Source organism: Bacteroidales bacterium, assembly GCA_012519055.1.
Taxonomy (GTDB): domain Bacteria; phylum Bacteroidota; class Bacteroidia; order Bacteroidales; family Salinivirgaceae; genus JAAYQU01.
The window spans coordinates 1-17,023 of the sequence record JAAYQU010000045.1 but is presented as its reverse complement, the minus strand read 5'-3'; the positions used below and the strand labels follow the sequence as shown (position 1 = coordinate 17,023).

Annotated in this window: 11 protein-coding genes; 9 read left to right on the top strand and 2 right to left on the bottom strand. The window is 35.9% G+C overall.

The features are described from left to right. Positions 1-16 precede the first annotated feature (16 nt). The 3 genes from GX311_08200 to GX311_08190 all read left to right on the top strand — a co-directional run bounded on the left by GX311_08200 (position 17) and on the right by GX311_08190 (position 6,702). A complete protein-coding gene (locus GX311_08200; protein NLK16363.1) occupies positions 17-1,465 on the top strand; it encodes an alpha-amylase in 1,449 nt (482 codons plus the stop codon). A 115-nt stretch (positions 1,466-1,580) separates the two neighbouring features. Beyond that, positions 1,581-5,813, top strand: coding sequence for an alpha-glucan family phosphorylase (gene glgP, locus GX311_08195; GenBank protein NLK16362.1), 4,233 nt, complete (start codon positions 1,581-1,583; stop codon positions 5,811-5,813). A gap of 109 nt (positions 5,814-5,922) precedes the next feature. Then, positions 5,923-6,702, top strand: coding sequence for a Fic family protein (locus tag GX311_08190; protein ID NLK16361.1), 780 nt, complete (start codon positions 5,923-5,925; stop codon positions 6,700-6,702). Positions 6,703-6,728: 26 nt separating this feature from the next. Here the strand turns inward: GX311_08190 and hydE are convergent, their stop codons facing one another. Beyond that, entirely contained in the window at positions 6,729-7,799 is a 1,071-nt protein-coding gene (hydE, locus tag GX311_08185; protein NLK16360.1) for a [FeFe] hydrogenase H-cluster radical SAM maturase HydE, read from the bottom strand. A gap of 304 nt (positions 7,800-8,103) precedes the next feature. Here hydE and GX311_08180 point away from each other — a divergent pair, with 304 nt between their 5' ends. From GX311_08180 to GX311_08155, 6 genes are read left to right on the top strand one after another with little or no spacing between them, the layout of a single operon-like run. Continuing rightward, a complete protein-coding gene (locus tag GX311_08180) occupies positions 8,104-9,108 on the top strand; it encodes a histidine kinase (protein NLK16359.1) in 1,005 nt (334 codons plus the stop codon). Then, a complete protein-coding gene (locus tag GX311_08175) occupies positions 9,083-9,841 on the top strand; it encodes a response regulator transcription factor (GenBank protein ID NLK16358.1) in 759 nt (252 codons plus the stop codon). Before GX311_08180 ends, GX311_08175 begins: the two co-directional genes overlap by 26 nt. 53 nt (positions 9,842-9,894) lie before the next feature. After that, entirely contained in the window at positions 9,895-11,208 is a 1,314-nt protein-coding gene (locus GX311_08170) for a TolC family protein (protein NLK16357.1), read from the top strand. Positions 11,209-11,222: 14 nt separating this feature from the next. After that, a complete protein-coding gene (locus GX311_08165; protein NLK16356.1) occupies positions 11,223-12,269 on the top strand; it encodes an efflux RND transporter periplasmic adaptor subunit in 1,047 nt (348 codons plus the stop codon). A 47-nt stretch (positions 12,270-12,316) separates the two neighbouring features. Further along, positions 12,317-15,454 carry an efflux RND transporter permease subunit gene (locus GX311_08160; GenBank protein NLK16355.1) on the top strand — a complete coding sequence of 1,046 codons (3,138 nt, stop codon included), beginning with the start codon at positions 12,317-12,319 and terminating at the stop codon, positions 15,452-15,454. A 1-nt stretch (position 15,455) separates the two neighbouring features. Then, positions 15,456-15,749, top strand: coding sequence for a hypothetical protein (locus GX311_08155; GenBank protein NLK16354.1), 294 nt, complete (start codon positions 15,456-15,458; stop codon positions 15,747-15,749). A gap of 193 nt (positions 15,750-15,942) precedes the next feature. Here GX311_08155 and GX311_08150 read toward each other — a convergent pair whose 3' ends face one another. Further along, positions 15,943-16,785, bottom strand: coding sequence for a tyrosine-type recombinase/integrase (locus GX311_08150; protein ID NLK16353.1), 843 nt, complete (start codon positions 16,783-16,785; stop codon positions 15,943-15,945). Positions 16,786-17,023: the final 238 nt, after the last annotated feature.

Here is a 17,023-nt window from a genome sequence, read left to right as displayed (position 1 = left end):
ATAATACAGATAAATCATGAAGAAAATTTGCCTATATTTTGAGGTTCATCAGCCATATCGACCAAGAACTTATCGTTTTTTCGATATTGGTCATAACCACAACTATTTTGACGATTATGCCAACAAAAATCAAATGAGACGATTGGCAGAAAAGTGTTATCTTCCTGCAAATCAAATTATATTAGATCTTTTGAACAAACACAAAGGCAAATTCAAGATAGCTTTTTCTATTTCAGGAGTCGCAATTGATCTAATGAAACAATACACACCAGAAGTTTTGGAATCATTTCAAAAATTGGCTAAGACAAAACATGTGGAATTTCTAGCCGAAACTTATGCTCACTCGTTGGTTGCATTGAAAAACAAAGAGGAGTTTTTGGCTCAAGTCGTGCAACACAGCAAAACCATAGAGGAGCTGTTTAACTATAAACCAAAGACCTTTAGAAATACCGAACTTATATATTCAAACGAAATTGGTGCCGATGTCTTTGAATTAGGCTATAATGGAGTTGTTGCCGAAGGTGCCAAACATATTTTGGGTTGGCGTAGTCCTAATTTTATTTATGTCAATCCGGTTTGTCCCAAACAAAAGGTACTTCTTAGAAATTTTAAACTTAGCGACGATATAGCATTCCGTTTCTCTGACCGAAATTGGGATCAATGGCCCCTGACAGCAGAAAAATATGTTTCATGGCTTAAAAATATTGATGCAAAAGAGGAGATTGTAAACATATTTATGGATTATGAAACATTTGGCGAGCATCAACCACATGATTCGGGAATCATGGACTTTCTACGTTATTTTCCGGACCATGTAATAAATAGCAAAAAATTAGAATTTGTCACACCTGCCGAAGCAGTAAAATCACTGCAACCAATATCACCAATAAATATTGAATACCCAACGTCATGGGCTGACGAAGAACGTGACACCACCGCTTGGCTTGGAAACGAACTACAAAAGGATGCTGTTAATAAACTCTACGAAATGCAGAATTTTATTAATTCGCAAACAGACCCAGAGATAAAAAGAATATACTATTACCTACAATCCAGTGATCATTTCTACTTAATGTCAACGAAATGGTTCTCTGATGGTGGTCACAAACGCTTTAATCCTTTTGGTTCCCCTTATGAGGCATATATAAATTTTAGAAATATACTCAATGACTTTATGCTATTTACAGGTTTTACCTTCGATATCAGACACGAGCTTGAGCGATTAACAAAAGTTAACAGAAGACAAGAGGAGATTATACGTGAATTAAGACATTTAGCAGGAACGACCAAAGCTAAACCAAGTAGGAAAACTACTCAGGCTAAAAAAACCACAACCACACAAAAGAGCACAACGAAAGAGACAACGAAAGGAAAAACAACCAAAGCAAAAGAACAGACAGCAAGTAGTAGTAAGTCAGGCAAAAAAATCACAAAACCAAAAACCAACACTAATAAAAAACAATAAGGCAGGTGGATTGTGCCAATATTTAAGATTCAAACGTTTTTGTTTGCAAAACAAAAACTATGACTATTTTTGACACTTTTTAACTAATAAATGAAAAAACTAACAAATGAACCGAATGAACACAGTAAATAAAAGACCAGGATTCATATTTGAAACAAGTTGGGAAGTATGTAATAAAGTTGGAGGAATACATACAGTTATAAGCACCAAGTCTCCTGCCCTATCAAATGCGGTAGAAGCAAAAATCATATATATAGGTCCTGATAATGCGCACCACTCAAGTGGCATGTCAGAATTTAAGGAAGACAAAAATCTTTACTTAACTTGGGTAAGCCACGCCAGACGACAGGGATTAAAAGTTAGAATGGGGCGCTGGCAAATACCAGGGAATCCTATGGCTCTACTTATAGACTACACACCACTGATAGTCAAGAAAAATGAAATTTTTACCGAATTTTGGGAAACATATCAACTCGATTCAATCTCTGGAGACTGGGATTTTATCGAACCTGCTCTATTTGGATATGCTGCGGGTCAGGTAATAGAAAACTTCTGTCGATTTAACCTTTCACCAAGACTTAACGTAATAGCACATTTTCACGAGTGGATGACAGCCGCTGGTGTGTTGTATTTGGAAAAATATACACCACACATCTGTACAATGTTTACAACACATGCTACAATTACAGGTCGGTGTATAGCAAGCAATTATCAGCCTCTATATCAAAATTTAGGAGAATACAACGGGTTTGTAAAAGCACACGAATTTAACGTTACAGCAAAACACTCTTTAGAAAAAATAGCTGCAAGAGTTGCTGATACTTTTACTACAGTAAGTACAATAACTGCCAATGAGTGTAAATATTTACTTGAAAAAGAGGTCGATATCGTGACTCCAAATGGATTTGAAAGCGATTTTGTGCCTCATGAAAAAGAGTTCATCGAAAAACGAAAAATAGCCAGAAATAAAATATTTGATATTGTAAGCGCTTTAACAAATCAACAATACGATGAGGATACTCTAATTGTAATGAACTCAGGACGATACGAGTTCAGAAATAAAGGAATAGATGTTTTTATTGACTCAATTGCCAACATCAGAAACAATAAAACCACAGATAAGAAAATAATAGCGTTAATTACAGTTCCTGCAAATCACGGCGGAGTTAGACAAGACTTATTAGATAAGTTAAACAGTAAAGAAAAAACGGACTTGCCAAATCCGTATCTAACCCACAATTTACACGAATTTAATTACGATCAGGTAGTTAGAAAAATAAATGAGTGTGGACTAAATAACCCCGGCGATGTTTCAATCATATTTGTACCCTGCTACCTAAACGAACAAGACGGATTGTTCAATATGGAATACTATGATCTACTTATAGGTGCCGACCTTACAGTATTTGCATCATATTACGAACCATGGGGTTACACACCTTTAGAATCATTAGCCTTTAAAATACCGACAATAACCACTTCACTTTCAGGATTTGGACAGTGGATTAACGACAAAGTAAAAACTATTGTAGATGGCGCAGTAGTAATTGAGCGTTCTGAAACTAATATTGATCAAGTAGTTAGCGAAATTTCCAAAACAATAACTGACTACAGTAAATTAAGTAAAAGTGAAGTTACTAAAGCACGTAATAACTCCGAAAAACTATCAGAGTCGGCAAGATGGGAAGAGTTAATACAATACTATGAAAAAGCATATAGCATTGGACTTTCCAAAAACGTAGAACGATATAGGACAGCCGAACAAACACCAGTTTCAATAGAAACTTATGAGGGTACTAAAATACTCTCAAATGAACCATCTTGGAAGAAAATGAGAGTCTTGACAGATATTCCATCATCAATGGATGGGCTTATGAAACTTGCTATGAATGTATGGTGGTCATGGAGTTACGAAGCTAGTCAGCTTTTCAAATATATTGATACTGACCTATGGTTTAAATCAAAAAAGAATCCTATTGTTTTGCTCAACAACGTATCACAAGAACGCTTGTTGGAGTTAGAGTCTGACCCTACGTTTAATGCTAATTTCACGCATGTAATGCAAATGTTCGACGATTATATGTCTGAGAAGCAAAATCAACACCCTTCAGTTGCTTACTTTAGTATGGAGTACGGCTTAAATGATAACATTAACATTTATTCAGGAGGTCTTGGAATATTGGCTGGAGACTACTTAAAAGAGGCTAGCGACTCATACGTAAACATGACGGCAGTAGGATTTTTATACAAAAAAGGATACTTTACCCAACAGCTTACTTTAAACGGCGAACAAGTTGTTTATCTTGAAGATCAAAACTTTAACAACATACCAGTGATTCCCGTTAAAGATAAAGATGGCAACTTACTGTTAATCAATGTTTTTATGCCGGGGAGGGCTGTAAAACTTCGCGTATGGCTAATAAATGTTGGAAGAATTAAATTATACTTGTTAGATTCTGACTTAGAAGACAATAACGAAATAGACCGAACCATTACACATCAACTCTACGGTGGCGATCGTGAAAATCGTTTAAGACAAGAGGTTGTTTTAGGCTTTGGTAGTATAAGATTACTGAACAAACTTGGAATAGAGTGCGATGTATATCACCTTAACGAAGGACATGCGTCATTTACCAATCTAGAGCGCATGTGCAACTTAATGGAAGACAAACATTTAAGCTTTGAGGAAGCACTCGAAGTTGTTAGACATTCAAGTCTATTTACGACGCATACACCTGTTCCTGCAGGTCACGACTCTTTCTCTGAGGAGCTTATGCGTATGTATATTCGACATACACCCGATCGTTTAAAAATCACATGGGATCAGTTTATGAATCTTGGTCGCTGGGTACCCGGAAAACATGATGAAAAGTTTTCAATGAGTATCTTGGCTGTTAACACGTGTCAAGAAGTAAACGGCGTAAGTATGCTTCACGGCAAAGTGTCACGCGACATGTTCCAAAGTTTTTACAAGGGATATTTCCCCGAGGAGCTTCATATTGGTCACGTAACCAACGGTGTACACTATGCAACATGGACAGCAAAAGAATGGAGACAGTTATATGAAAGCAAGTTCGGACCCGATTTCATTAAAGACAACTATAATCCAAAATACTGGGAGAAAATTTACGAAATTGAAGATGAAAAAATTTGGGAAATCAGACAAATACTACGTAAAAAACTGATAGGATATATTAAAGATAGATACCAGAATAATTGGATTAAACGCAACGACAACCCCAAACGACTTCAAAAAGTTTTAGACACAATCGATGACAATACACTAACCATTGGGTTTGCGAGACGTTTTGCTACATACAAACGAGCAAATCTGCTGTTTAATGATTTAGAGCGATTGTCACAATTAGTTAACAACAAAGAGCGACCTGTTCAGTTCCTGTTTGCAGGAAAGGCTCACCCGAACGACAAACCGGGACAAGACCTTATTAAACAGATAATTGAGGTTAGTAGAATGCCCGAATTTACAGGAAAGATAATATTTGTCGAAAACTACGACATTCAGCTTGCAAAACGCTTAGTAAAAGGTGTCGATATTTGGCTCAACACCCCTACCCGACCACTTGAAGCATCGGGCACCAGCGGTCAGAAAGCAACACTAAACGGTGTTTTAAATTGCAGTGTATTAGATGGTTGGTATCTAGAGGGTTATCGCGAAGGTGCTGGCTGGGGATTAACTGACAAGCAAACATATTCAAATCACGATTTCCAAAACGAATTAGATTCACTTACACTTTATAATTTGCTTGAAAATCAAATTATCCCACTGTTTTACAAACGCGATAAGAAAGGTATTCCTCATGAATGGATACAAACAATTAAAAACAGTATTGCCCAAATTGCACCTCACTATGTAACAAGCAGAATGATGGCAGATTACATGAGACAGTACTATAAGCCATTGGCAGAACGTCACAAACAAATTGTCGCAGACGACTTTGTAAAAGCCGCCAGATTAGCCACATGGAAAAAACAGATAACTAACAGTTGGGATAATATAGAGGTTATTTCAATTGATTTTCCTGATACTACAAAAAGAGAGTTCAGTTTAGGGGAACCGTATCATGGTGAAGTGGTATTAAACTTAAAAGGCATACATCCTGAAGATGTTGGAGTTGAAATTGTTATGACTAAAACAGATGAAAAAGGAATTAGACGAATACAATGTTCTTACGAACTTGAATTAAATAACAGTATTGACACAATGGCATTCTATTCAACAAACATTAATTTTTCAATGCCCGGAATGTTTGAGTACGCACTTCGCATATTCCCTAAACACTCTGAAATGACTTACAAAATGGATTTCAATCTTGTTAGGTGGATATAGAACATTAGAAGTAAATCAAAAAGTGCCTTGACTATTTTCCAGTCGAGGCATTTTTTTAAAGCAGAATATTATTACTTTTGAGGGTTACGCTCTTTTTGAAATAGTGCCTATGAATTTCAAAATTTTAACATCAGAGCTGTTAGACGAGTTTACTCTAATATTAGAAGAATCTCCTATTGACAAGCTGAACAGAATTAAGAAACCAGAGCTACCTGTCGATTACTTTCAGTTCTACAAGTCAGCCTCATCAGTTTATTCGTCTAAGATTGAGGGAGAAGATATTGATTTCGACAGCTATATAAAACACAAGTTTATGAAAGTGCGGTTCAAAGCAGACTACACCAAGAGAGCTGATGATTTATATTCTGCCTATGAGTTTATAGATTCAAACAAACTGACCCTTGAAAATGTTAAGAAAGCTCATGCAATATTAAGTGCAAATCTACTGCATAGCAGTCAGCAGGGAGCTATCCGAACAAATCCTATGTTTGTAATAAATAGCAATGACCAGATTGAATATGTTGCAACAAGTCCCGAACAGGTTAGTTCTGAATTAGATAAACTTTTTAGTGATATTAAGATACTGCAAAACAGAGAGTTAAACTCCTTTGAGATATTCTATTACGCTTCGTTAATTCATTTGGTTTTTGTAAAAATCCACCCTTTTCAAGACGGAAATGGTAGAACTGCGAGACTGATTGAAAAATGGTTCTTGTTGGAAAAGTTGGGCAGTAAAGCACACTCTATTCAATTAGAAAAAAATTATTATCTGAAACTGAATGATTACTACAACAATATCAAGAAAATTGGTGTTGAATACGAGGAGTTGGATTATAGCAAGTGCTTGGACTTCTTGTTGATGACGGTAAAATCGTTAGACGAGGAATAGAAAGCACTATCAATCAACATAGTACATCACTCTCCTTTCAGAGCATAAAAATGTTTCGAATCGCCCCATTCATCGTATCCGACTTTACAACCTACTTTCGCTACTTGGCTCTCGATATAGCGTAAGGACTCCTCGGCATCTTCGTTTGTACTGGGTTTATTCTCGTACAGCTTGTAACTGTCGCGATACATTCCCGGTGTTATATTTGGCATTAGAATGTTTGCTCCTGCCAGTAACGCTTTCTCACGCCCCATGGGGTCAATTGCCTGCATAGCTGTTGAAGCCACCATATTGATTTCGGGCATCATTATACGAAGCAGTGCTAACATTCTCAAAGTCAACTCAAAACGCTCTTTTAGTGGCATTAACCCCTCGACATAGTGAAACGGGGTGCTATGATGTTCAATAAACGGTCCCATGCCAACCATGTGAATATCAAACGTTTTCATAAAAACAAGGTCGTTTGCCAAGTCAGTTAAGGTTTGGTAAGGGAGACCTATCATAACGCCTGTACCTGTCTGATAACCAACCTCTTTAATTCTATGAAGAGCTTCCAAACGGTTGTCGAAATTGTGAAAACGGTCTTGAGGGTGTATTTTGGAATACAACTCACGATTAGATGTCTCAATTCTCAATAAATATCTGTGTGCACCACTCTCGAACCATCTTTGGTAGGTCTCTTTAGTTTGCTCGCCAAGTGAGAGTGTTATACCAAGCTGATTATTTGAGAGTTGTTTGATTCTTTTTACCAATATATCTATACGCTTAACAAAGCTTGGGTCTGAACGCTCGCCTCCTTGCAGGGCAATTGACCCGTAACGATTATCGTATGCAAATCGTGCAGCATCGAGAATATCATCATCTGTTAGGTCGTATCTCTCTAAATCTGAATTGCCTGCCCTGATACCGCAATAGAAGCAGTTTTTTGTGCAACGATTTGAAAATTCTATTAATCCGCGAAAATAGACTGTGTTGCCTATTGAATTGAGTTTAACCTCATTAGCATAATTAATTATGTTATTGGAATCTTCTCCTGTTAACGACAATAGTCTAACAAGCTCATCGACAGGTAATAAAGTATTGGTTGGTACTTTCATTTATAATTTATTCCTTGGCAAATAATTATCGACTTTTGTCAACCTTAAAGCCAAATTGGTCGATTAATACAACAAATGTAATATTAAGATGTTTAAAAGTCTGTTTTTAATTTGCTAAAATAATTATACCACAAATTTAACAAAAACATTGATAGACTTTTGTTGTCCTTTTCAACCTTAATTTTGTCCGCTTTACAAAAAAATAGTTAATTACACCAAATAATGATTGTACTTTTGTGGTATGACACTATCGCATTTGACACGTAGGAAATTAATTAAACTGTCGTTAAACACCACGCTGTTAATGACTTTACTGTCGTTGGCTCCAATTTTAGCTACACGGCATCTCCCGATAAAGTTTTATTTGATATCCATTCCCCTGTTTTTCATAAATATCTATATTGTTTGGGCTATCAACCTAATAATTACACATATAGCCGAAAGACAGGAGCAAAACCGTAAAACAAAGGCACTTAAATATATATCCTCTTATATCTTTTCGTCACTAGCTTCCGGATTTTTTGTTTTGTTTATAAAATCATCAAACATATATGCCAATTTTGAGAGTGTTAATGCTCATCCACACACGCATTCAATGGGAAATTTGTCGCCATTTGTGATGGCAATTGTTACAAATACTTTTGTGTTGTTTATTCAGGAAATGGTTTTGTTGCACGATAAGAAAACAAAGTTTGAGTTGGAGAATGCCCGACTAAAGTTAGAAAACATGGAAGCTGCTAAAAATCAACTAAAAAAACAGATACATCCGCATTTTTTGTTTAACTCGATGAGCATTTTGAAGTCGCTGATTAAGGAAAACCCATCATTAGCCGAGGAGTATATAATTCGCCTTTCGGGATTTCTGCGAGCGTCAATATCGTCTGTCGAGAGCAATACTGTAAAACTTAAAGATGAGTTGAAGCTTTGCACCGATTTTATTGAAATGCAAAAAATACGTTTTGGAAATGCGTTGATTTTTGAATATAATATACCCGACGATATTGTCAGAACCGCCAATATACCAGGGTTTGCGCTACAAGTACTGTTAGAAAATGCCATAAAACACAATGCACTTACCGAAGACTCTCCCTTGAAGCTTTGCGTTAGATACTCAAATGGTTGGCTAACTGTCGAGAACAATATCCAGCAAAAGATGTCACTTGAGAGCAGCACAAAAATGGGTCTTAAAAATCTTTCGGAGCGATACAAAATACTTACGGGTAGCGACATCGTTATTGAAAATAGCGACGAGAAATTTAAAGTAACAATAAAAGTAATTGAGAATGAAAGTTGTAATCATAGAAGATGAAACAATTACTGCAAAAGATTTAGCCACAACACTGAAACTTGTTGACAACAAGATAAAGATTGTTGCTTCATTAAAATCTGTAAAAGAGGCTATAAACTATTTTGAAAATAATAGCGACACTATAGATTTGATTTTTAGCGATATACAGTTAGGTGACGGTCTTAGCTTTGAAATTTTCAAGCGAGTGCCTGTAAATGCGCCAATTATTTTCTGTACAGCTTATAACGAATATTCACTGAACGCTTTCGAAGTTAACAGTATTCACTATATGCTTAAACCATTTGATAAAGAGAGTGTTAGCGAAGCATTGCGTAAATATCATGAGATTAAAGGTTACTTTTCGCACGATTCGTCACAATATCAAGCTATCATAGACTTGTTAAACCAAAAGCCCCAAAAACAGTCTATATTAGTTTACGTAAAGGATAAGATTGTTCCTGTAAGTATTAGCGATGTGGCAGTATTTTATATAGATAACGAGGATACTTTTCTAATAACTCTCGATAACAACAAATACACCATAAAAAAATCGTTGGACGAATTGGAACAAATAGCAGGCAGCGGATTTTATAGAGCAAATCGACAATATCTGATTAATCGTAAAGCTATTAAAGATACTTCACAATATTTTGCACGCAAATTGGCAGTAAATTTGAATGTTCCTTTAGACGACAAAATTACGATTAGCAAAAACAAAGTATCCGAGTTTTTAAATTGGCTTACAATATCTTGATTATCAATAATTAAAAACCTTAAAACTAAATATACTAAAAACAAATTTATTTTATGAGACGAACAATTAAAAAAATCACAACAACTATTCTGTGCTCTGTGGCTCTTGTGGCAACCTCGATAGGTCAAGAGCAAATAGAGGATATAATGATTTTTTCGTTGGATAGTGCTGTGAGTTACTCAATTGAACACAATAAGCAATTGGTAAACTCAAAATATGCTATCGAAAAATCAGGAATGCAAGTAAAAGAAGCTATTTCAGCGGGATTACCGCAAATTCAGGCATCACTCGATTATCAAAACTTTTTAGGAGCATCAGCAATAATAAATTTTGGACCAATACCTGCAAAAATTCCATTTAACCCTACCAGTAATTTTCAAACAACTGTTAGCCAACTTCTTTTTAATGGAAACTACTTTGTTGGTATCCAACTATCTAAGCTTGCAAAAGAGATAACCGAACAGGTTTACGAAAAAGACGAACTGAATGTTAAAGAACAGACAATCAGGGCTTACTACATGGTATTAGTTTCTGAACAAGTTTTGAAAACCATGCAGAGTAATCGCGAAAATATCGAAGATATATACAAGAAAACCAGCAACATGGCAAACATTGGTGTTATCGAACAAATTGAAGCCAAAAAGCTCTCTGTAATGATAACAACAGTTGATAATGCCATAAAATCAACCGAAAGACAGACAGAATTGGCATACAATCTTTTACGATTACAATTGGGCTTAGGTTCCGACCAAAAAATCAAACTAGAAGATACACTCGAAGATCTTGTTGATAGATTTATAAACAATAACGAAAGTAAACAGGAGTTTAATCTCTCTGCCAATCTGGATTATAAATTGGTGGAGTTGCAAACTGAAATAGCTCAAAAAAATGTAAATATGCAGAGAGCTAATTTTCTTCCAACATTAGCAGCATTCTACTCCTATACCGAAAAAATCAAAAAGCCGGAGTTCGACATATCACCAAAAAATATTCTTGGAGTTACCTTAAATATTCCAATCTTTTCTGGCGGTCAGCGATATATGAAACTAAGCCAAGCCAAGGTTGATTTATATTCAGCTGAAAATACACTGACGCTATTGCAAGACCAACTAACAATACAAGAACGACAACTAAATTACACGTATCAAAACCTTTTAGAACAATACGAATACCAAAAAACAAACGTAGAGATAGCCAAAGAAGTGTTGGAAAACGTAACCCTAAAACACGAACAAGGAATGATATCAAGCCTTGAGCTTACAAACGCCAACAGCGAATATTTAAAAGCAGAAACTAGTTATACAGGAGTTTTGCTTGAGCTATTAAACGCCGAACTGGCATTACGAAAATTAAACAGTAACCTTTAAAATACCATATAATCATGAATATTAAGTATTATTTACAAGTTGCAGCGCTCGGTTTAATTACACTAATTGTAGGCTGTGGGCAAAACACAACATCAGAAACCGAAACTCAAGAAACTAACAAAGCTGTATTGGTTAAAACGACTGTTGTAAAACCCGAAAAAATATCGCGCACGATTGATTTTACAGCATCACTTGCCCCGTGGGAGGAGGTTCATATAGCACCTGCATCACCCGGAAGAATCGAGAAAATCAATGTTGATATTAGCGACAATGTTTCAGAAGGTCAGATTTTGGCTATGATGGACAGAACCAATTTGGAACAGGCAAAAATAAATTTAACAAGTATTGAAACCGACTATAATAGAGTCGAAGAGTTGAAAAAATCGGGAAGTATTGCAGATCAACAATACGATCAAGTAAAAAAGGGTTATCAACTTGCAAAAACAAGTTATGAGTTTTTACTTGAAAACACCAAAATAAAAGCTCCTTTCAGTGGAGTTGTTTCTGGCAAATATTTCGAAGATGGCGAAATATATACTGGTGCACCCTCGCCACTAATTGGCAAGCCTGCAATAATATCTTTGATTCAAATCAATCAGTTAAAAGCGCTTGTAGGAGTATCGGCAAACTATTTTCCAGTTATTAAAAAAGGAATGAAAGCTATAGTTGAATGTGATATCTACCCAGATGTTACCTTTAATGCCGAGGTTAATAAAATTTATCCAACCATTGATAATGCAACAAAAACATTTACTGTGGAACTTAAAATTAACAATAGCAATTTGAAACTTCGTCCGGGAATGTTCTCAAAAATCAGGTTAGACGTTGGCGTAGGCGATGCTATTTTAGTCCCCACAATTGCATTGGTTAAACAGACCGGAACAAATGACATGTATCTGTTTGTAAATCGCAATAACGTGGCTCACAGACAGTTAGTAAAAACAGGTCGTATGCTTGACGATAAAACCGAAATTGTTGAAGGGATAAATGTAGGTGACGAAATCGTAACAATCGGGCAAAACAAACTTGAACATCTGAGTGAAATTGAAATCATGGAATAGGTAACTATATCCAAAACGAAAATTTAATAGAATTAAATGACAATAACATGAGTATATATAATTCAGCCGTAAAGAAACCAATAAGCACCATTATGATATTTGTGGGCGTATTGATTTTCGGAATCTATTCGTATCTACAACTACCTATAGATTTTTTCCCTAAAATCGACCCGCCATATCTTGCCGTCTTCGCCTATTATCACGGTGCAAACGCTGTTGACGTTGAACAAAACGTTACCAGAAAACTTGAAGATGGATTTGGCTCACTATCAAATCTTAAGAAAATTACTTCAAGCTCAAAAGAGAACATCTCTATTGTCGGATTAGAATTTGAATGGGGCGCAAACCTCGACGAAGCCACAAACGAAGTACGGAATGCAATAGGCATGATTGAACGTTCGTTGCCAGACGAAGTTGAAACTCCAACAATATTAAAAATGAGTACAAGCATGATGCCTGTTTTAGTATATACGGTATCTGCAGACGAAAGCTATCCGGCAATTAAAGATATTTTGGACAACAGAATTGTTCAACCTTTAAACCGCGTTGACGGTGTTGGAAACATTATACTTGTTGGTGCCCCGATACGCGCCGTTATGGTTGACGTAGATCCCCGAAAAATTGATGCCTATAACATTACAGTCGAGCAGATTGCGGGTATTTTAAGTGCAAATAATATCAACGTACCATCGGGAAGCCTTGAAATAGGAAATGTTGATATCCCTTTAAGGCTGCAAGGCGAGTTTAAAAGTAGCGACGAGATTAACAACTTAGTTGTCAGTAATTACAACGGAAAAACTGTTTATTTAAGAGATATTGCAACCGTTAGAGATACATTAAAATATATTAAATCGTTCGAAACCGCCAATGGTGAAAAAAACGTTAGAATATTGATTCAAAAGCAATCGGAAGCTAACACCGTCACTGTAGCAAAAAATCTACGCGATAGAATGAAACAGTTGGAAAAAAACCTACCACCTGACGTTGAAGTAAATATTTTAATGGATGCTTCTGAAAACACACAAAGAGCTATTGATAATCTTTCCGAAACGTTACTTTATGGGTTGTTTTTTGTAGTATTAGTTGTCTTATTTTTTATAGGACGTTGGCGCGCAACATTTATTGTAGCCATTACAATACCTATATCGCTTATTGCCGGATTTATATACATGTATTTAGCGGGTGACACTATTAACATTATAACCCTTTCTTCGTTGGCAATTGCGATAGGTATAGTTGTTGACGACGCCATTGTTGTACTTGAAAATATTACCAAAAAGTATGAACGAGGCGGATTTGCCAAAGAGTCAGCTATTTATGGTACAAGTGAAGTCTATCTGGCAGTTATGGCTGCGTCTCTAACAATTGTTGCAGTATTCCTACCGCTTACCTTGCTTGGTGGCATGACAGGTATTTTGTTTAAACCTTTGGGTTTTGTCGTATCGATTACAGTATTGATGTCAACCGTTGTGTCACTTTCACTTACACCTGTTTTAGCATCGAAAATGTTGAAAGTTAAAACACCTGAAAGAAAAGGCTTTGGCGGTCGTATTTATTGGCTATCGCAGGATATGTTAGAGGCAATGGATAATTTTTACGAAAAAACTTTGACTTTCGTTGTCGGACATCGTTGGTTAGTAGTTATTTCGGCTATCGTTATTTTTGTTTCATCAATGTTTTTAACAAAACTATTGGGTTCAGAATTTATGCCAGCTTCCGATAACGACAGAATATCGGCACAAGTAAAACTTGCACAAGGCAGTAATCTTTCAGAAACTGTTAAAACAGCCACATACCTTGATTCTGTTTTTAGCAATAAATATCCTGAAATTAGTATCCTTTCAACCAGTGCAGGTGCAGGAGATGAAAATAGTTTAATGTCTGTGTTTGGTGAAACAGGAAACTACATTATCACTTACACAATGAAAATGACGCCTGTTGCTGATAGAGAACGCTCTATTTTTGAAATAGCAGACGAGATGCGTAAAGACATAGAAAAACTCCCAGAAGTTGAAAAATTTTATGTCGATGCAGGATCTTCTCGGTCAGGTATGGGTGGAATGGGTGGAGGAAACATATTAGAAGTAAAAATATATGGCAATGATTTTGACGAAACTAGTATTGTCGCCGAAAATATTTCAAATGCATTAAAAGAGATTGAAGGTGCAAAGGACGTATTAATTAGTCGTGACCCTGAAATACCTGAAATTCAATTGGTTCTTGATAATCAAAAAATGACATCGTTCGGTTTAACTACGGCTTCGGTTGCCGTAGCAGTAAGAAACCGTGTAAACGGGTTAACAGCAACAAAATACAAAGAAGATGGTAACGAATACGATGTTATTGTAAGATATGACGAACAGTACAGACAATCGACCGATGATATTGCAAATATCAGTATAATGACACCTCAAGGAAGATTGGTAAGGTTGGGCGAAATAACAAAACAAGAACGATTTTACTCACCACCTAAAATCGAACGCGAAAACAAGGTGAGAATGATTAAAGTGTCGTCAGCATTGTCGGGAGCGGATTTGGGAACAGTTAAAACAGCTCTTGAAGCCGAAATAGCAAAAATGAATATACCTCAAGATGTTACAATTGAGTTTGGCGGTAGTGCCGAAGATATGCAGAAAACATTTGCTGATATTGTATTGCTTATTTTACTCGCTCTTATACTTGTTTATATCGTAATGGCATCGCAGTTCGAATCGCTTGTAGAACCATTAATTATAATGTTTTCGGTACCATTCGCATTCTCCGGAGTTTTTATTGCGCTATATATCTTTAACTCAACGATAAACGTAATATCACTTATAGGTGCCGTGATGTTAGTCGGTATTGTAGTCAAAAACGGTATTATACTCGTTGATTACACTAACCTGTTGGTTGACAGGGGATACTCGCTACGACAAGCCGTTATTAGTGCTGGTCGCTCGCGACTAAGACCTGTTCTAATGACCTCGCTGACAATGATATTGGCAATGGTTCCGATGATATTCTTTGCAGGAACAGGCTCGGAAATGTGGAAACCTATGGCTATAGCGATATTTGGAGGTTTAACATTCTCGACATTGGTAACTTTGGTTCTAATTCCAACTATTTACACAATATTTGGTGTTGGGAAAATTAAACGTACACGTAAACACGCATTATTGCACAGTAAAACCCTAAATAGTATTTAAAATGAAAGCTATATTTATAACATATAATCAATCACTTACCGGCTTAGTTCAAACGGTTTTAGACAAACACTCAGTTCGTGGCTACAGCCAATGGATTGACGTTAGAGGTCGAGGGTCAGTAAAGGGAATACCACGTGAAGGAACTCATACCTGGCCCGAACTGAACAATGCCCATATTGTAATGGTTGAAGATGAAAAAGTTGCTCCTATTCTCGCAAATTTAAAAGAGATAAACAAGGAGTACGAACAACACGGGCTACGGGCTTTTGTTTGGAATATTGAGGATTCAATTTAAGCTAAAAGTATTTGGAACACAGAAAACACAGATTTAACGGATTATCACGGTTTGTTGGGTTAAAATGTGGTGTGTCCTAAAAAGCACGTATTTTTTTTAGGATTCCACAGGCGTTTACTTTGAAACCTTGTCCACCATCCACATAACAGTATTACAAACAAGACTATGGCTTTTACCTCATAGATTCTGTTAATTACAAATAATCCAATGGACTTTTGATTTTTGATTTGGAAATATCTGTTATATGCGTGTAAATCTCTGTTGTTTTGATAGAAGAATGCCCTAATAATTGCTGAATGTACCTGATATCTGTTCCATTTTCAAGCAAGTGAGTTGCAAAACTGTGACGCAGTACATGCGGAGTTACCTGTTTTTTGATACCAGCTCTCTTAGCCGCATCTTTCACCACATTTTGCACACTTTTTTCGGAATATATCCCACCTCCCTGCCCCTCTATCAAATACTCTTTGGGCTTATATACTAAAAAATATTCCCTCAAATCTTGTAATAATTGATTAGAAAGCATAACCACCCTGTCTTTGTTCCCCTTTGAATTTTGAATATGAACAACCATATTGCCAGAATCTATATCTGTGATTTTTAGATTTAACAGTTCGCTCAAACGCAATCCACAGCCATACAGAAGTTTAATAATACACTTGTGTTTTTGATTTGTCGTTAAGTCAATCATTTTCTTTACTTCATCCAGGCTTAAATATTTCGGCAACGTATGTGTTTTGCGGGAAGGATACAGATGTTTCAAGTTTAACTCCACTCCAACCACCAATCGGTAAAACTTATCTATTGATGCAACTATCATCCTTTGATAAGAATGACTTACTGCGTGCTTATTTATTTTCCAAAAAACATACTTTTCTATTTCAGCCACACCAAGCTCATTTGGACTGCAAAATTTTTGTTCTGCAATTTGCAGAAAACTTTTCAGTGCACTTTTGTAATTAAGAATAGTGTTTTTACTGTATCTTTGAAGTACTAGCTTTCTTTCATAATCGGCTAATAAGGTTTCAATTTGCATAGGATTATATTTTTTGCAAATATAGTAGAACATTCGCAAATACAAATGCTTTTAATTTGTTTTATTTGTTTCATTTAATTGATTTACTGAGATATATAAAAATATTGATGTTTAAAATAGAAAAATAATATACGAATGTTATAAGTTAAATATATACGAATGTTGTATATTTGTTTCGTAAATTATACGTTAGCAGCAAGGCTAAAAAACGACAACATAGAAATAAATTGACTAAATT